Source organism: Aerococcus agrisoli (assembly GCF_003797145.1).
Classification (GTDB): domain Bacteria; phylum Bacillota; class Bacilli; order Lactobacillales; family Aerococcaceae; genus Aerococcus; species Aerococcus agrisoli.
In genome coordinates, this window is the sequence record NZ_RKMG01000004.1 from 68135 (window position 1) to 86809 (window position 18675).

General features: G+C 38.7%; 20 protein-coding genes. 19 read left to right on the plus strand and 1 reads right to left on the minus strand.

Annotated elements, in window-relative coordinates; genetic code table 11:
* Positions 1-115 precede the first annotated feature (115 nt).
* The 9 genes from ftsH to EF384_RS02270 all read left to right on the plus strand — a co-directional run bounded on the left by ftsH (position 116) and on the right by EF384_RS02270 (position 8571).
* Complete coding sequence (ftsH, locus tag EF384_RS02230) at positions 116-1993, plus strand: ATP-dependent zinc metalloprotease FtsH (protein ID WP_123779360.1); 1878 nt, start codon at positions 116-118, stop codon at positions 1991-1993.
* Between the two features lie 425 nt (positions 1994-2418).
* On the plus strand, positions 2419-3660 hold the full coding sequence (locus EF384_RS02235; protein ID WP_233570011.1) for an ABC transporter substrate-binding protein: 1242 nt from the start codon (positions 2419-2421) through the stop codon (positions 3658-3660).
* Positions 3661-3824: 164 nt separating this feature from the next.
* Entirely contained in the window at positions 3825-4244 is a 420-nt protein-coding gene (locus tag EF384_RS02240) for a MerR family transcriptional regulator (protein ID WP_123779361.1), read from the plus strand.
* A 99-nt stretch (positions 4245-4343) separates the two neighbouring features.
* Positions 4344-5198, plus strand: a complete 855-nt coding sequence (locus EF384_RS02245) for an aldo/keto reductase (protein ID WP_123779362.1) — start codon at positions 4344-4346, stop codon at positions 5196-5198.
* A 36-nt stretch (positions 5199-5234) separates the two neighbouring features.
* Positions 5235-5855 (plus strand): NAD(P)H-binding protein, encoded by a 621-nt coding sequence (locus tag EF384_RS02250; RefSeq protein WP_123779363.1) that lies wholly within the window; start codon positions 5235-5237, stop codon positions 5853-5855.
* A gap of 85 nt (positions 5856-5940) precedes the next feature.
* The gene (locus EF384_RS02255) at positions 5941-6471 is read left to right on the plus strand and encodes a flavodoxin family protein (protein WP_123779364.1); all 531 of its coding nucleotides are present in this window, start codon (positions 5941-5943) and stop codon (positions 6469-6471) included.
* Between the two features lie 12 nt (positions 6472-6483).
* A complete protein-coding gene (locus EF384_RS02260) occupies positions 6484-7785 on the plus strand; it encodes an MFS transporter (protein WP_123779365.1) in 1302 nt (433 codons plus the stop codon).
* Positions 7786-7820: 35 nt separating this feature from the next.
* A complete protein-coding gene (locus EF384_RS02265; RefSeq protein ID WP_123779366.1) occupies positions 7821-8234 on the plus strand; it encodes a cupin domain-containing protein in 414 nt (137 codons plus the stop codon).
* A gap of 16 nt (positions 8235-8250) precedes the next feature.
* Entirely contained in the window at positions 8251-8571 is a 321-nt protein-coding gene (locus EF384_RS02270; RefSeq protein ID WP_123779367.1) for a carboxymuconolactone decarboxylase family protein, read from the plus strand.
* Positions 8572-8639: 68 nt separating this feature from the next.
* Here the strand turns inward: EF384_RS02270 and EF384_RS02275 are convergent, their stop codons facing one another.
* On the minus strand, positions 8640-9002 hold the full coding sequence (locus EF384_RS02275; protein WP_123779368.1) for a hypothetical protein: 363 nt from the start codon (positions 9000-9002) through the stop codon (positions 8640-8642).
* Positions 9003-9161: 159 nt separating this feature from the next.
* Between EF384_RS02275 and EF384_RS02280 the strand changes: the two genes are divergently transcribed.
* The 10 genes from EF384_RS02280 to dprA all read left to right on the plus strand — a co-directional run bounded on the left by EF384_RS02280 (position 9162) and on the right by dprA (position 18563).
* The gene (locus EF384_RS02280) at positions 9162-11075 is read left to right on the plus strand and encodes an ABC-F family ATP-binding cassette domain-containing protein (protein ID WP_123779369.1); all 1914 of its coding nucleotides are present in this window, start codon (positions 9162-9164) and stop codon (positions 11073-11075) included.
* A gap of 38 nt (positions 11076-11113) precedes the next feature.
* Positions 11114-12064, plus strand: coding sequence for a thymidylate synthase (locus EF384_RS02285; RefSeq protein WP_199729702.1), 951 nt, complete (start codon positions 11114-11116; stop codon positions 12062-12064).
* A 50-nt stretch (positions 12065-12114) separates the two neighbouring features.
* Positions 12115-12618, plus strand: a complete 504-nt coding sequence (locus tag EF384_RS02290) for a dihydrofolate reductase (RefSeq protein WP_123779371.1) — start codon at positions 12115-12117, stop codon at positions 12616-12618.
* A gap of 5 nt (positions 12619-12623) precedes the next feature.
* Positions 12624-13265, plus strand: a complete 642-nt coding sequence (locus EF384_RS02295) for a DUF2140 family protein (protein ID WP_123779372.1) — start codon at positions 12624-12626, stop codon at positions 13263-13265.
* A 30-nt stretch (positions 13266-13295) separates the two neighbouring features.
* Entirely contained in the window at positions 13296-13529 is a 234-nt protein-coding gene (locus EF384_RS02300; protein ID WP_123779391.1) for a YozE family protein, read from the plus strand.
* 63 nt (positions 13530-13592) lie between these two features.
* A complete protein-coding gene (locus EF384_RS02305) occupies positions 13593-15107 on the plus strand; it encodes a S41 family peptidase (protein WP_123779373.1) in 1515 nt (504 codons plus the stop codon).
* 125 nt (positions 15108-15232) lie between these two features.
* Positions 15233-15793 carry a signal peptidase I gene (lepB, locus tag EF384_RS02310; RefSeq protein WP_123779374.1) on the plus strand — a complete coding sequence of 187 codons (561 nt, stop codon included), beginning with the start codon at positions 15233-15235 and terminating at the stop codon, positions 15791-15793.
* A gap of 65 nt (positions 15794-15858) precedes the next feature.
* Positions 15859-16758, plus strand: coding sequence for a ribosome biogenesis GTPase YlqF (gene ylqF, locus EF384_RS02315; RefSeq protein ID WP_123779375.1), 900 nt, complete (start codon positions 15859-15861; stop codon positions 16756-16758).
* A 13-nt stretch (positions 16759-16771) separates the two neighbouring features.
* Positions 16772-17584 carry a ribonuclease HII gene (gene rnhB, locus EF384_RS02320; protein ID WP_123779376.1) on the plus strand — a complete coding sequence of 271 codons (813 nt, stop codon included), beginning with the start codon at positions 16772-16774 and terminating at the stop codon, positions 17582-17584.
* Positions 17585-17639: 55 nt separating this feature from the next.
* A complete protein-coding gene (dprA, locus tag EF384_RS02325; protein ID WP_123779377.1) occupies positions 17640-18563 on the plus strand; it encodes a DNA-processing protein DprA in 924 nt (307 codons plus the stop codon).
* The last annotated feature ends 112 nt before the right edge of the window (positions 18564-18675 follow it).

The following is an 18675-nucleotide window of genomic DNA, read 5'->3' on the forward strand; positions in this document are numbered from 1 at the left end:
TGACCAAATTTGACATTGCTTAGTATATAATATATATGTAGTTGAAATAAAGCTAATTTTTTGGCTAATAAAGAACTCGTGTTGTTTAAAATATTAAATGATCAGGAGTGTATATATGAGCAAATCACAAAAAAATAAAGACAAGAAAAAACGGTCTGGGATCGGGAAATTTGGCGATAATTTTAATTTCTTCAATTCCATGTGGCTGATTTTGATTATCATTTTCGGTTTAAACTTGCTGATACCTGCCGTTACCAATATGCAGGTAAAAGAAGTGCCTTATTCAACTTTTGTCAGTCAAGTTGATGCAGGTAGTGTAACAAATGTAGATATTAATACATACGATGTGACATGGACAACCGAAGAGGATGGCAAAACCCAAGCTTACACGGCGGGTAAAGTGGATGATCCACAATTAGTGGAACGTCTAGAAGAAAATAATGTTACTTATTCGACAGAAATTTACCGTCCTACATCACCAATCGTGTCCTTCTTATTGAGTTTCATCTTACCATTCGCCATTATTTACTGGTTAATGGGTAAATTGATGCGCCGTTTAACAGGTGGTAATGATGGAAAAATCGACTTATCTGGTGGTGGCGGATTCGGTGGGATGAACTTTGGTAAATCAGATGCTAAGATTTATGTGAAGTCAGATAATTCAAGAACTTTCACAGATGTGGCTGGTCAAGATGAAGCGAAGGAATCCTTAGAAGAAGTTGTTGATTACCTGAAAAATCCTAAGAAATATAAAGCCATTGGTGCCCAAGCGCCTCGTGGTGTCTTATTAGTGGGACCTCCAGGGACTGGTAAAACCTTGATGGCACAAGCCGTTGCGGGTGAAGCCAATGTGCCGTTCTTCTCAATCGCTGGTTCTGAATTCGTTGAAATGTTTGTTGGTCGTGGTGCTGCGAAAGTACGTGACTTATTCAAACAAGCCAATGAAAAAGCCCCATGTATTGTTTTCATCGATGAGATTGATACAATCGGTAAATCTCGTGAAAATAACATGTCAACTAACGATGAACGAGAACAAACCTTAAACCAATTACTAACTGAAATGGATGGGTTCGAAGGTGACAAGGGTGTTATTATTCTTGCTGCTACTAACCGTCCTGAATCATTAGATAAAGCCTTGTTACGTCCAGGTCGTTTTGACCGTCAAATTTCTATGGAATTGCCTGACTTAAAAGGCCGTGAAGAAATTTTACGTGTCCACGCCAAAGACTACAAAATGGGTGCCAACATCGATTACCGTTACATCGCTCGCGCAACAGCAGGTGCATCCGGTGCCGATTTAGCAAACATTATTAACGAAGCAGGTTTACGCGCTGTTCGTAACAACCACACTGAAATCTCGCAAATTGATTTGGATGAATCAGTGGATGTTGTCTTGGCAGGTCAAATCAAGAAAAATGATATTTTATCTGCTGAAGAACGCCGTATCGTTTCATACCACGAAATCGGTCATGCCTTGGTTGCAGCAAAACAATCTGGCTCCGCACCAGTGGAGAAAATTACGATTATCCCACGTACATCCGGTGCTTTAGGTTACACCATGCAAGTGGAAAGTGGCGAGAAGTCATTATATACTAAGCAAGAATTGTATAACCAATTAATGACCTTGGCTGGTGGTCGTGCGGCAGAAGAAGTCGTCTTCGGTCAAATCACAACCGGTGCGTCAAATGATATTCAAAAAATGACGAAAATTGCCCGTGCTATGGTAACCCAATACGGTATGTCAGACACCTTCGGCATGATGCAATTGGAAACGCAAACCAATAGATACCTTTCTGACAACACGCAACTTCAAATATCTGGCGGTACAGCAGAAAAAGCTGACCAAGAAGTCATTTCCTTGATCAAACGTGCCCACCAAGAAGCTGGTGAAATCTTAATGAATAGCCGTGAAAAACTAGATGAATTAGCGGAATACTTAATTCAAGAAGAAACCATTACTGGTGAACAATTCATGAAGATCTTAAATAAATAATCTGTTTCAAGCAAGCTGGCCTAGTGATAGGTCAGCTTTTTGATTAGCTTTTGTCCTAACCGTTTTTCAAAAGTCATTTAATAAAAATGAGTAAATTTTAATCTTTCTATTGTTTTTCTCATAGAATTCTGATATATTGAATGTGTTGAAAGAAAACAAGTGGATTTGATAGATATTGAGGAGGAAAGTGTAATGAATCATCTAAATAACATTCAGGCATTTTCTGAATCAGTGCAACATCAAGCCTTATTATTATTATTAGCTAGGTAGGATTCTGTGTAAGTGAACAGGGTCCTCTTCTTCATGAGAAGATACGGGCCCTAGCTAAGGCGGTGGCCCAGGTGGTCACCGCTTTTTTGTTGGTCACTTTTAGGGAAAGACACTTGTTGTTGTTTGGTTGTGGCATTGAATTTTGGAGGTATATAATGGGAAAAATGACAGTAATTGGACAAATGATGGCAGCACACACAGGTAAAATCACCAAATTGATGGGTATCGGTGCTACAGGGTTATTGTTAGCGGCTTGTTCCGGTGTGACATCAGCGACAACGACAGCTGACGCTACGAATGCGGCTAATAGTGATGTGGTCAACATTGGTGGTCTATGGGCTTTAACAGGGGATACATCTGCCTATGGGGTAGCGCAGGATAATGCAGTCCAATTAGCTGTTGAACAACGAAATGCTGAAGGTGGTATTGATGGTCGTGAGGTTGTCTATTGTAATTTTGACAATAAAGGTGAGCCAGCTGAATCTTCTGTGGGCATGTCTTACTTGGTGGAACAGGTAGGTGCGTCTGTTGTCGTTGGTCCAGATACTGCTGGGAATACCTTTGCAGCACAACCGATTGCAGAAAGTAAAGGCGTAACATTGGTCTCAGCATCCACTACCATTGATGGTGCAACCATTAATCCAGAGACGGATGAAGTGTATGATTACTTCTTTAGAACCAATATCGATGCAACAACACAAGGATCGGCGATAGCTACTTTTTCCAACCAACAAGGGTATGAAACTGCAGCTATTTTGAAAGATAATGCGACGGATTATGGGCAAAATTTGGCGACCGTTTATCATGAGGTCTTTGAGGGCGATGTGGTGATTGATGTGTCATATGTATCGGGTGATGCAGATTTCACGTCAATCTTGACGAATGTGAAGGCGGCGGACGTGGATGTTATTTTCATTGCTGGTTTCTACCAAGAAGCGGGAACTATTATTAAGCAAGCACGTGAAATGGGTATTGATACAGTGATTGTTGGACCAAATGGTTTTGCCAATGATAATCTAACGCAACTTGCTGGTGAAGCCAATATGGATGATGTGTATTATGTTGCTAACTTTGTTTTCTCAGACGACGCTGACCAAGATGTCAAAGATTTTGAGCAAGCATATACAGATAAATTTGGGGTTAAACCAGATATGTATTCTGCGCTAGCTTTTGATGCGGTAAATATGATTATGGATGCTATTGATCGTGCAGATACCACTGATCCAGCAGCTATTCGCGATGCGATTGAAGCAACAGATGCTTTTGATGGGATTGCTTACCCAATTTCATTTGATGAAGACCACAATATTGTCGATGCGCCTGTCTTTATCCAAGAATTCCAAGATGGTCAAATGACAGATAATACAACCATTATTGATACAAGTGATTTTGATTAGTTTTATATTTATGTAAAAAATATAATGCCACATGCAAAGGAGAGAAATCTCTGATTGCGTGTGGTTTTTTCTTTTTTACAAATATTTTATCGATATTGCTTGCTATGGAGTCCACTTCAAGGTTTATGATAGGGTCATAGCAATAGAGGAAGGAGGTCATCCGGATGAATATCAAAAAAGCTGCTGAACTTTTTGATTTAACGACAGATACACTAAGATACTATGAACGTGTGGGGGTTATTCCGCCGGTAACACGAAATGAAAGTGGTTATCGTGAGTATACAACACGGGATCTAAACTGGGTTTATTTGGCCAAAAGTTTGCGAAACGCAGGTTTGTCCATTGAATCATTAATTGAATTTGCGCAATTGTCTCAATTAAGAGAAACGCAAAATGTTGAAGATGCACAAAAACAAATTCTAGCTGACCAATTAGAAGAGTTGGATGCGAAGATGGCAGAAATTAAAGATGTCAGGGAATTATTGATCTATAAAATAGAAACCTATGACCAACATATTGCCCAATTTAAAGAAGGTAATATGACACCTGATAAAATTGAAAAATTATGGGAACGAAAAAAATAATATTTTAATGATTCTTAAGGCTTGCCTTGGAGTCCACTTCAAGGTTTATGCTATATATAGCTAATTGAAACTCAAGCACACGAAAAGGAGCAATTTAAAATGCAAAATATTACCTTAAACAACGGTGTTGTAATGCCACAATTAGGTTTTGGTGTCTACCAAATCCCTGCGGAAGAAACAGCTGAAGCAGTATATCAAGCGATTAAAGCAGGCTATCGTTCTATCGATACAGCTTTATTGTATCGAAATGAAAAAGAAACTGGTGAAGGTATCAAACGTGCTATTGATGAAGGTTTGGTTACCCGTGAAGAATTATTTGTGACTTCAAAATTATTCATCGGACAAACACCTGAGGATATCGCAGCAGCGACTATTCAACAGTCTTTAGATGTCATGGGCTTAGATTACTTAGATTTATATTTGATTCACCAACCATACGGAGATAGCTATGGTGCTTGGCGTGCTTTAACCTCAGCGCAAAAATCTGGTAAATTACGCGCTATCGGTGTTTCTAACTTCTCTTCAGCCAAAATGATTGAGTTTGCAAGTTTAAATGATGTAAAACCACAAATCAACCAAATCGAAGTGAACCCATGGTACCAACGTGAAGAAGACCAAGAATGGCATGAAAAATATGGTGTACAAGTCGAAGCATGGGCACCATTTGCAGAAGGTCGTCATGATTTATTTACAAATCCTGTATTGGCTGAAGTAGGCCAACAATATGGTAAAACAGTAGGACAAGTTGTTTTACGTTGGTTAATTCAACGAGGTATTGTCGTTTTAGCAAAATCAGTCCGTCCAGAACGTATGGCAGAAAATATTGATATCTTTGACTTTGAGTTATCAGAAAAAGATATGGAAACAATCAAAGGTCTTGATATGGATGAATCAGCCTTCTTTGATCATGCAGCACCGGCACAAGTTGAATGGTTCATGGGCTATACTAAATAATTTAATTTTACCCTTTTTAAGATACAGGGAGGACATATGACAAATATATTAATTATTGGCGCAGGGGGGCAAATCCCTCGTTACCTGATTCCTTTATTGCAAAAAGAAACGGATGCACATCTCACTTTATTTGGTCGTCGGGCAGCACAATTGCCTTACGAAAATGTCACAAAAATTTCAGGTGATGCCAGCAACCTATCTGACCTAGTGAACGCGATGGAAGGTCAAGATATCGTCTATATGAACTTTGATGATAAAGCTGTGACCGATCAAGTGATTAAAGCAATGAACCAAACAGGTATTAAACGTATCATTCAAGCCGGTGTGTTAGCCGTTTACGGAGAAGTAGCAGAACCCTTTGCCACATGGAACGCTCGCATGCTAGGTAGTCGAATCGCTAAAGGACGTGGTAACGAGAGTCTTGAAGCGAGTGACTTAGATTATCTCTATATGCGCATGACTTGGTTATACAACGGTGACCGGACAGATTACGTCGCTAGCCCTAAAGGCGAAGACTTCTTAGGCGCGCAAATCACCCGTCAAGCTATCGCACAATTCGTATTAGACAACATCACAGGCAAGCGTAATGACACTCGTGCCAGCATTGGTCTATGGGAACCAGGTTCCGAATACAAAGCAAAACCTGACTTCTATTAAGCCTCTTGATGAAAAAGTATGGTGCCAAGCAAGTCTTGGTACCGTATTTTTTTAAGAAAAATTCGCATTGAAAGGAGTGCTCATTTTGTCCAACTCAAAAGACCTCATCATTTATTACAGTCGTTCAGGAAACACACAAGCTGTGGCTGAACTCATTCAAGAAAAGGTTGCTGGTCGTTTGGTGAAGCTAGAAACGGCACAAGCAAGACCAAGCAATTATCGTGCTGAAGTGAACCAACATGTCGCCGAACAAAATGGGCATATATTACCTGCCTTCAACATTGAGTTGCCAGATTTAAGGGGTGTCGACCGTATTTTTCTAGGCACACCGACTTGGAATATGGCTTTACCACAAGTCATCATCAGTTTTCTAAGGGCAAATGATTTTTCGGGTAAAACAATCATTCCATTTAATACTAATGCCGGATATGGACCAGGGTCTACTTTTCGCCAGATTGCAAGTGAAGCTAAGGGTGCAAATGTAGTAGAGGGTTTCACGACACAAGGTGGTCAAGAAGGCAAGGGTATTATGTTAGCAATTCAAGGTGAGCGGAAAGATGCAGTAGTGAAAGAGTTGGCAGTATTTTTATCAAAACTTGAAAAAAATAAATTTTAAAGGTGTGACGATATGTCGAAACAAAAATTTGGTGTAATTTTACCGATTACGCTTCTATCGTATTTCCTTATATTAATGGATAATTCTATTATTTTTACTTCCTCTGTTCAAATTGGCCAAAGTTTAGGGCTATCTGCAGGGCAATTATCCTGGATTTCTAGTGCTTATACCTTAACTTTCGGAGGATTCTTACTCTTAAGTGGACGATTATCCGATTTGCTAGGTCGTAAACGTATTTTCTTAATTGGGCTAACCATATTTGGTCTTAGTTCTCTAATCATAGGTATTTCAACATCACCAATCGTTGTTATCTTAATGCGTGCGGTTCAAGGGATTGGATCTTCTATTATTGCCCCAACAACGCTCGCACTAATTATGGATGCCTATAAGGGTGACATGCGACAACGGGCGATTTCATACTATGGTGCGACCGCAGGAATTGGTTCTAGTGTCGGATTATTAGTAGGTGGTGGCTTAACCAGTTTGATTTCTTGGCGGGCCGGTTTCCTGATTAATGTGCCTTTTACAATTGTATTAATCTACTTAACATGGAAACATGTGAAAGAAACGGAAGGCAAATCAATGCGAATCGATTACCTTGGCAGTTTGCTTTCAATTCTTGGACTAGTTGGCTTGATTTATGGATTGACTGAAGAAAATTGGCTTATCTTATTGGCAGGTTTAGTTATTTTAGTCCTATTTGTCTTTTGGGAAAAACGGATTTCCTATCCTATATTACCTTTGGTTCTATTCAAAAATAAAACCAGTGCTGGTGCATACTTAGGGCGCTTATTATTCATGATGACTATGTTACCTTTCTGGTTCTTTTTACCACAAATGATGCAGACCACATATGGCTTTTCTGCCTTAGCATCCGGTATGGCCTTCTTACCCCTAACTATCGTAAACTTTATTGTTGCTATGCAATTGCCCCGTTATATCGGTAAATTTGGGAACAAACGCGTACTATTGGCTGGAGAAATTATACTCGCTATTGGGTTGATTTTGATGGCACTTTCAGATACGAGCAAAGGATACTGGGTGGCAATTTTTCTGCCTATGATCATTTTAGGTATCGGGCAAGGGTTAATTCTAGCACCTATCACTTCGGCCGGTGTTCACGGTGCTAGTGATGACTTAGCAGGTGTCGCTAGCGGGTTAACGAATACCATGCACCAAATTGGGGGACCGATTGGTTTGTCCATTATCGTCGCCTTATCATCTAGCTTTAATGCAGCATTATGGTTCATGGCAGCCTTTACGCTTATCGGCTTAGTCATCGTCGCAACAGTCATTGAACCTGATCGTAAGTAAATTTGTAGTCATATTTTAAATTCGGAGGTATTCAGATGGTTAAACATGAGCATGTACAAAAAGGTGTCATTTTTCCTGTTGGTGAAAAAAATACAGCTTTTGCGCAATATTTTATTGGTCAAAGCTACTTACAAGGTTTAGTAGCAGATTCAGATATTAACGTTGGGGTCGCTAACGTCACCTTCGAACCCGGATGCCGCAACAATTGGCACATCCACCACGACGGCTTTCAATTATTATTGGTTACTGGCGGCGAAGGATGGTATCAAGAAGACGGCAAAGCAGCACAATTTTTGAAAGCTGGAGATGTCATTGTCACACATGATGGCGTTAAACATTGGCACGGTGCTACAAAAGACAGTTGGTTTGAACATATCGCAATTACTGCGGGTACACCTGAATGGCTAGAAGATGTAAATGACAACTGGTATAGTGCACTTGACGCGTAAGAAAGAAGGCTTTCACATGAAAAAACAAACAGCTGGTCGCGACAACTTAGGTAATTTTGCCCCACAATTTGCGGCTTTGAATGACGATGTCTTATTCGGTGAGGTTTGGGCTAAAGAAGATGAACTATCCGCCCATGACCGTAGTTTAATCACATGCTCGGCTTTACTAGCTATGGGTGCACCCCAATTAGAGGCACATATGCATGTAGCGAAAGAAAATAGTGTAACGCAAATAGAAATGGTTGCTTTAATCACACATTTAGCCTTTTACGCAGGTTGGCCTAAGGCTTGGACGGCATTTAATTTGGCAAAAGAAATTTTTCAAGATGAAAAATAAGCAAAAAAAAAAGACACGTTTGTGAAAAATCACAAGCGTGTTTTTTTTCGCATAACCTATAGATACCATTAACTATAGTAAAGCAAGAATAGGGCGAAGACTAAACCTAAAGTTGCAAGCATGATGCGGCGCTTTAAAAGATCCAATTGTGCATAATCTGGTTCATCAATTGGAATCAGTACACCATCCTCATCTTGTATAAATTGACCAGATTCAGACGCATTATTTTGTTTGTGCCACAACCAGATATAATAAATAGATCGAACCAAAACGATGATTGAACCAATTAATAGCAGTGTTGGGAATATTTGTAAGAATAAACGGGTGAAAAAACTAAATAAAAAGAACAAAATAATTAGGCCAAAGATAAGACCAAGGCAGCCAAAGCTTGATTGTGTGTTATATACATATACGCGATTACGTTTACTCATGATGATTTTCCTCCACTTTTACGATGGGTCTATTATACCTAATAAGTCCATGATTCCGCTTATGAAAAGTATTCTAGATTAAGAATTACTTTGCCATGAGTTATCCGCCTCGGGTATGGTAAAATAAATAGGAATGAATTGAGAGGATAGGGATTATACATGAAAGATTACAAAGCCCTTAATTGGTCGAAAACCTATGGCATGAAACAGTTACTTGAGGATGTTTCCTTTTTAATTAGAGAAGGACAACACGTTGGTTTAGTAGGTGCCAACGGATCAGGTAAAACAACTTTATTAAACATTATTGCAGGCAAGTCTAGTTTAGATAAAGGGACCATTGAACATCCTAAGGAATTTAATATTGGATTAGTCACACAAGACCCAGGTTTGGATGAAGAACAAACCATTTTTGAGGCCGTTTATACCTCTGAAAGTGCCATCGTACAGCTCGTTGGTCGTTATGAGGAAATCACACTTGATTTGCAGTTAGACCCTGAAAATGTCCAACTACAAAACAAATTTACCCAAATTGAACAAGAAATGAATGCGCAAAATGCTTGGACTTTGGATACCACTATTCAAACTATTTTGTCTAAATTAGGCATTCATGACTTAACTCAAAAAATTAAAGTCCTTTCAGGGGGTCAACGTAAACGTGTTGGTTTAGCGAAAGTCTTAATTGAAGAACCAGATTTACTTTTAATGGACGAACCGACCAACCATTTGGATTTTGAAATGGTTGAATGGTTGGAAAATTACATTGCTAACTATAAGAAATCTGTCTTAGTTGTTACCCATGACCGTTATTTCTTGGATCAAATTACAACGCATATTTTTGCCTTAGATCGTGGTAGCTTGACCCAATATGAAGGTAATTACCAAACATACTTGGAAAAACGTCAATCTGAACATGAGATTGAAGAAGCAACGATGGCAAAACAAAAGAAATTATTCAAGAGTGAGTTAGCCTGGATGCGTAAAGGTGCAAAAGCACGTACCACTAAACAACAAGCGCGTATCCATCGCTTTGAAAACTTGAAAGAAAAAGTACATCAAACGACAGATGATTCAGAATTAACAGTTGATCTTGATTCTCAACGTCTAGGAAATAAAGTATTGGAGTTCTCAGACTTAACTGTTGGTTACCCCAACAAACCATTGATTACGGACATCAACTTGATATTACAAAATAAGGAACGCATCGGTATCATCGGGGATAATGGGGCAGGTAAAACGACCTTCTTGAATACCATTGCTGGACTTCAACCACCACTTTCAGGTGAAGTGAAGACTGGTGAAACGGTGAAAATTGCTTACTTCCAACAAATTCCGTCTGACTTACCAGATGACAAACGTGTGATTAACTACGTGCAAGAAATCGCCTCAGAATATACCTATGCTGATGGCAACAAAGTCTCAGCTACACAAATGCTAGAGCAATTCCTTTTCCCAAGAGAATCACATGGTATGTTAATTGGTACACTTTCCGGTGGTGAACGTAAACGTTTATACCTATTGCGTATCTTAATGACAAGACCAAATGTACTGCTTCTAGATGAACCGACAAACGATTTGGATATCGATACCCTAACTGTGCTAGAAGATTATTTAGAGACTTTCCAAGGTGCAGTTATTACCGTATCCCATGACCGTTATTTCTTGGATAAGGTCGTTGAAAAGCTAATCATTGTTGATAGCGATTTAAATACAGTACAATTATTCTATGGTAATTATCACGATTACCGTGATGCTGTAAAAGAAGCTAAAGATGCTGAAGCTGAGCAAAAATCAGCGCAAAAAAATAAAGCGTCAACCGCGACAGCAACAAGCGATAAATCAGAAACAAAGGCACCAGCCAAACGTATGTCTTATCAAGAGAAAAAAGACTGGGCTGTCATTGAAGACGAAATCGCCGCGCTCGAAGAAGAAATAGAAGCATTAGAACAAGCTATGTACGACAACGGAAATGATTACGGCAAATTAAATGAATTGCAAGAAAAGAAAGATAGCAAAGAAAATGATTTGCTTGAAAAAATGACCTACTGGGAATATCTTTCATCTTTTGACGTTTAATACCGGTTATAAAATATAAATACTATTAGGAGGCAGCGATATTGGCTAAACTATATTTAGATATGTTGAATCATATTTTAGAAAATGGACAAGATAAAAGTGACCGTACGGGTGTAGGTACGCGATCAGTATTTGGTTACCAAATGCGTTTTGATTTAAACGAAGGCTTCCCATTATTGACGACAAAAAAAGTACCTTTTTCTTTGATTAAAAGTGAACTACTTTGGTTCCTTAAAGGGGATACAAATATCCGCTACCTGTTAGAGAATAATAATCATATTTGGGATGAATGGGCATTTAAACGCTGGGTTGAAAGTGATGAATATCAAGGACCAGATATGACTGATTTTGGTTTACGTGCTAATGAGGACCCTGAGTTTAACGCATTATATCAAGCTGAAAAACAAGCCTTTTGTGAACGTATCTTAAACGATGATGCCTTTGCAGCAGAATATGGTGAATTAGGTGACGTTTACGGTAAACAATGGCGGAATTGGGAAACACGTGATGGCGGCTCTATCGACCAAATTGCGAACATCTTAGATCAATTAAGAAATACGCCTGATTCTAGACGAATTATGTTGTCAGCCTGGAATCCCGAAGATGTACCAAATATGGCGTTACCACCTTGCCACACTATGAGTCAATTTTATGTGCAAGATGGTAAATTATCTTGTCAACTATACCAACGTTCAGGTGATGCCTTTCTAGGTGTGCCATTTAACATCGCATCTTATGCCCTATTAACACATTTACTAGCACGTGAAGTTGGGTTAGAAGTTGGTGATTTTGTCCATACATTTGGTGATGCGCATATTTACAACAACCATTTTGACCAAGTGCGTGAACAATTAAGTCGCGAACCTCGTCCTTTACCAACTTTATGGATTGGTGGCGAAGGTAAATCAATTTTCGAATTAGAAAAAGATGATATTAAAGTAAAAAATTATCATCCATATGATGCTATTAAGGCACCAGTAGCAGTATAATAGATACAAGCATTTTCCCTATAGGATTATAAGCTAAGGAGGAAAGTAATATGTTAATTGCAATTTGGGCTCAAGATTTAAATCACTTAATCGGTAAAGAGGGCGTATTACCTTGGCATTTGCCAAATGACTTAAAATTTTTCAAGGAGCAAACGCTTGGAAAAACAGTGGTAATGGGTCGTAAAACCTATGCAGGTTTAAACTATAAACCACTGCCAAACCGTCGCAATATTGTTATTACACGTCAAACACATCCTTTCCAATCAGAATTTGATCAAATAAATGTTGAATTAACAGACAACATTGAAGAAATTGTTCGCTTAGGTGAAACAGAAGATGTCATCATCATGGGTGGTTATTCAATTTACCGTCTATTTTGGCCATTCATCCAAGAATTACGTGTGACAACTATTTACAACGAATTCGAAGGTGATGTTCATTTCAATCCAGACTTAAGTGATTTCGAAGCTTATGAAGTAATCGAAGGGGAAGTGGATGATAAAAATATTTATCCGCATAAATTTGTATTCTATCGCAGAAATGACGAGGTGTAAGTTTTTTGAATTCGCCAACTAAGACAAAAAGAAATCCGTGGAAATGGGCTTTTCTTGCCTTATTGGCACTTATTCTAGTGCCAATCATTGCTTTATATGTGTATTTACAAGTAGCGAGTGCTAATCTACCATCAACTGCCGATGAAAGTGGCTCAACGACTAGTCAAAGTGATGAAACGATTGTTGCGGAGGCTAACTTAACGACCATGTCATTTAACCGACTTGTTGAAGCTGTGATTGGTGGGGACACTGTTCCATATCAATTAACCGTTGATGACCAAGTGACTTTTTCCGGGCAAATCGATTTTTTAGGTACCCAAGTGCCGTATACGATGGAAGGCCAACCTAGTGTCACAGAAGACGGTAATATCTTAATTGATGTCACAAGCATTGAATTAGCAGATATTGATTTGCCTACTGAGACCGTGTTAACCTTGTTCCAACTTACTATACCAACTGATTTGCCCCTACAAGTCCTTGCCAGTAATCAACAATTGTTGATACGTTTAGATGAAATTTCTGCAGATATGGCATTTAGTATTCGCGCGAAAGAAATCGATTTGGCAAATGACACGATTCAAATTTACTTGGATGTGCCGATTTCATATCTAGAAGAGCAAATTGAGGCCAATCAGGCAGCGGAGTAGCAACTAGCAATCAAACCGGAAAGTAGAGTGATGATTACGCAATCTTTTTACCATTACGTTCAGATATATAGAAATGCCGATTTATTAGAAAAAGACCAGCAAGCGCAGTTTGCTGAGCTGGTCTTTTTAGATGGAGATTTTCCGAAAGCAGCCAGTGATTTTGCAACACTGAGTAATTATATTGAATTAAATCAACGCTATTCGGATTATGTCGCCACTTTTGATGACATTTGGCAATCATATAGTGATAAGTATTTAAGCTAAGTGCAAATATTGGGTAAATATTTGTTGGACTGTCAAAAGTATTTCAAGAAAGTAGTGAAGACGATGCAAGAAGATCAAAATGTAACTGATAAGCAAACAACACTTGATGAAAATGAAGTAAATCAACAAAATGAACCGCAAAAGCCTAAAAAACGCGGGGTATCATGGTGGGTATATTTATTATCTATTATCCTTGTATTTGCTATTACCTTCACCGGTACCACCTATGTGACTACTGGCAGTTTGCCAGGTCAAAGTTTGATTACAGGTTCAAACACGAAATTATCAACGCAAGAAATTCAAAAGATACAAGCTGCCTTTTCAACCATTATGGGTGATTATGTAGGTGATGTGGACCGGGAAACCTTAGTTGATGGTGCAATCACTGGTATGGCAGAGGTATTAGAAGATCCGTATTCTCAATATTTAACAGACCAATCTGCCCAACAACTGGATGAAACAATAGATGGCTCATTTGAAGGTATCGGTGCTGAAATTATCGAAGCTGAAAATTATATTCAAATTGTGAGCCCAATTAAAGGTTCACCAGCTGAAAAAGCCGGCTTATTAGCAAATGATATCATTACAGCCGTTGATGGCGAATCTATTCAAGGTTACACAGCCCAAGAAGCTGTTGAATTAATCCGTGGGGAAGCTGGTACAGATGTTGTCTTAACGATTCAACGTGGCGAAGACACCTTCGACGTTACCGTTACGCGTGACACAGTACCAATTCAAACTGTTTACTATAATTTAGTAGAAGATAATCCAACCATCGGCTACATTCAAATCACTAGCTTCTCAACACCAACTTATGATGAGTTAGTAGCTGCTGTTGAAGATTTACGTAGCCAAGGGGCTGAGAAATTTGTCTTGGATGTGCGTGGTAATCCAGGTGGTTTATTAACGTCAGCATTACAAATTGCCAATATGTTCCTAGAAGATGGCGATGTCATTATGCAAGTTGAAGAAAAAGATAGTGAGCCTGTTGTTTACACAGCATCAGATGCTGATTACGGCGACTTCCAAGTAACGGAAGATGTTGTGTTATTAGCGGACCAAGGTTCAGCATCAGCTTCTGAGATTTTAGCAGCCGCGCTTCAAGAATCTGCGGGTGTTCAAGTCGTTGGTAGCCAAACTTTTGGTAAGGGTACTGTTCAAAGTATTTTTGATTTAGATGCGGATGCCGAATTGAAAATTACGATAGCTAAATGGTTAACACCAAGTGGTACATGGATTCATGAAAAAGGTGTTACGCCGGATGTAGCTGTAGCTTTACCAGATTATGCATCACTAACATTGATTGATACGAGTCAAACATATAAAGAAGGCGACTCTTCAGATGCTATCAAGAATATTGAATCTGTTTTAGTAGCGCTTGGATACCAAACGTCAGATGCAGATACAGTCTTTGAAGCTGATACAACTGAAGCAGTAATTGCACTGCAAGCAGCAAATGATCTTAGCCAAACGGGTGTAATTGATGCAGAAACTGCTACTGCAATGATGGTTGAAATGCAGGCATTGATTGCTGAAAATGATACACAATTGGATAAAGCTGTAGAAATTCTGGAATAATCGAACTTTTAAGGATAAAATAAGATTAATCATTACAACTAGGCTATAGGCATAGTTTATGATAGGATTGTCTACGGATTATGAAGAGATTAAGGGCATTTGGCCCAATGTAAAGGATTGACCATATGAAAAGGTTTTTTGAAGAAGTATTTTCCATCGTCATATCGGTCGTAATTGCCCTTGTAATTTTTTGGGTGGTGCGTACCTATTTATTCTACCCATTTAAGGTAGATGGCGATTCTATGAAAAATACCATGCTTGACGGCGAACGATTCATCTTAAATTTAAGAGATTCGATTGATCAATCAGATATTGTTGTTTTTCCAGCACCTGATGGATCTGGTGATGAATACGTGAAAAGAATTATCGGGGTTCCTGGTGATACAGTTGAGTATAAAGATGATATTTTATACATTAACGGTGAAGCCATTGATGAACCATACTTAGATTCAATTAAGGCTGATTATTTTGCCCGCTTCCCTGAAGATACTACCTTCACGGATGATTTCACATTAGAAGAAATTACAGGCCAAACAACCGTACCAGAAGGTTCATATTTCGTCTTAGGCGATAACCGTGAAGTATCACACGATTCACGTTACTTTGGTTTCATTGATGCGGATACAGTTGAAGGAACAACTCACTTCAGATACTGGCCACTAGATAAAATCGGTAGCGTACAATAAGTTAAAAATGTTATACGAAAAGTTGGCTCTAAACCGCCAACTTTTTTACATGAAAGGAGTCAAACATGGCACACATACAATGGTATCCTGGCCATATGGCTAAGGCAAAAAAAGAAGTACAGAGTCAATTAAATGCGGTAGACATCGTGTTAGAAATTCGTGATGCCCGTATTCCAATGGCTAGTAAAAACCCTATGTTGGATGAGATTATAAAGAATAAACGTCACATGATTGTCTTGAATAAAAAAGATTTGGCAGATCCCGTTCAAACGAAAGCGTGGGTAGAAGCATTAAGTAATGAAAATACCCAAGCCATTGCCATTGATAGTAAAAAATTATCTGATATGAAAATCTTCCGTCAAGCCTTGAAGGATTTCACGCAAGATATTCAAGATAAGTGGCAAAAAAAGGGCTTACTACATAAGTCGATTCGTATTATGGTCATTGGAATTCCAAATGTTGGTAAATCTACATTTATTAACCAATTTACCAAACATAAAAAAGCCCAAGTTGGTAACAAACCAGGGGTAACCAAAGGACAACAATGGATTAAAATTGACAAGGATTTTGAATTGTTAGATACCCCAGGTATTTTATGGCCTAAATTTGATGATCAAGAAGTCGGAGACAAATTGGCACTAACTGGTGGGATTAAAGATACCCATTATTATAAAGATGATATCGCCTTATTTGGTCTAGAATTGATGCTACACTATTATCCGGATGCAATTGCCAAGAATTATCCGATTGCAGCTGAGGAAGTTACACCTCCTTATCCAGAATTATTAATGAAATTAACGAAAAACATGGGCTTATTAGAAGACTATGATCGTGCAGCTGACCGTATTATCCGTGATTTCAGAGAGGGTAAATTGGGCCGTATGACCTTAGACCGTATTGAAGAATTATCTTTATATACGGATGATGATGCGAAAACGAATGCTACCGTAACAAAAGACAAATAAGAAAGAGATACATATGACTGATCAAGACCAATTACTGATTACAAGTGCCACAGATATTCATACTTTAAAAATTAGTCAGGTAAAAGCATATTTGGCGCAACCGCATCCGGATGCCACTATCGTTGCTCAAATGCGCTTAGACGAACGTAAAGGGGTACAGGCTGCTTTAAACAAGTTTGATAAGGCACGAGTGAAACAAGAAGCTATTCAGGCTAAAATCGCAGATTTACGCTCGTTAGAGGCAGACCTTCGTAGCCAAGGCTATCAATATATCGCTGGCGTGGATGAAGTTGGACGTGGTCCTTTGGCTGGTCCTGTTGTGACAGGGGCCGTTATTCTTCCAGCAGATATGCCGGCAGTATACTTTAATGACTCGAAACAATTGTCACATGCAAAAAGAAAGGCACTTGTGGCCGATATTGAAAAATATGCCATTTCTTACACGATTGGTATTCAAACAGCCGAGGAAATTGATGCAAGCAATATTTTGCTTGCTACGAAAAATGCTATGGTGCAGGCATTGGATAAATTAACGCCTAATCCAGATTACGTATTAATCGATGCCGTTAAATTAGATCAATATACGAAAGCACCTCAAATGTCGATTATAAAAGGTGATGCCAAGGTTTATGCCATTGCAGCAGCGTCTATTTATGCCAAAGAATATCGTGATCGTCTAATGGCTGAATATGCTGATTTGTACCCAGGCTACGGCTTTGAAGTAAATGCAGGTTATGGTACCAAACAACATCTCGAAGGCTTAGAAAAATTGGGTCCGAGTCCTATTCACCGTAAAACATTTGCACCTGTAAAAAATTATTTATAAGCAAGATAGAATGCACCACTTCCTACGTATATAAGAGTAGAGAGGTGGTTTTTTTATGTTATTTGAACTTGAAAATCCGTTTGCATCAACAATAATAAAATTATGCGAAGAAGAACGTAGAATGGTTGAACGTATGTTGATCTATGCCCATGAAGCGGGTATTTTTACCTATGAAGAATTGTCGTTTATCATCATAGAGCAAATTAAAAATGTGCGAGACCTAGATTATTTCTGGGCAGAACGAGATGATGAAAGAAAATTACTTGCATGGATTAAATTTAGGCAAAAGTATTCACTTGCTTATTTTGAATCTTTGTACCATAAAAATCACATCCAAGTAGTGACAATTATGAACGAAGAAGTTTATCCCAAAAATTTAATCAATACCTATCAACCCAATTTAGTTTTATACTGTCAGGGAAACACTGCTTTAATGAAGGAAACGAGTCTGGCTGTTGTTGGATCGCGGAATATGACCACTTATGGTAAAGGTGTCATAGAACATTTATTACCCAAGCTTGCCAATGAACTAGTGATTGTATCGGGTTTAGCCCGTGGCGTGGATACGTATGCGCATCAATTGACGATGCAAACAGGTAAAACTATTGCTGTGATTGGTACGGGATTGTTGACAGCATATCCGTATGAAAATCAGCAGCTTCAAGCAGAGATAGCCAAAAATCATCTGGTGATTTCACCTTTGCCGAGTTTTACTAAGGTACAAAGATGGCAGTTTCCTTATCGTAATTTACTGATAGCTGGTTTAAGTGATGCTTTACTTGTTGTCGAAGCGGCAGATAAAAGTGGTTCATTAATAACGGCGAATTATGCACTACAAGAGAATAGAGCTGTGTTCGCGGTCCCAGGATCCGTCTTGTCTGCTTTATCTAAGGGCACTAATACCTTAATTCGATACGGGGCCAGTCCTGTACTGGAAGCTGATGATATTTTAACGGAGTTGAAAATGTACTTGTCATAAGGGATTTGGCACATATTTTTCACATAAATAAAATAAAACACTTGCTTATTTGCCATATAAGTTATATATTCTTCGGTAACAAATCATTTACATATTTGACAAATGCCATATT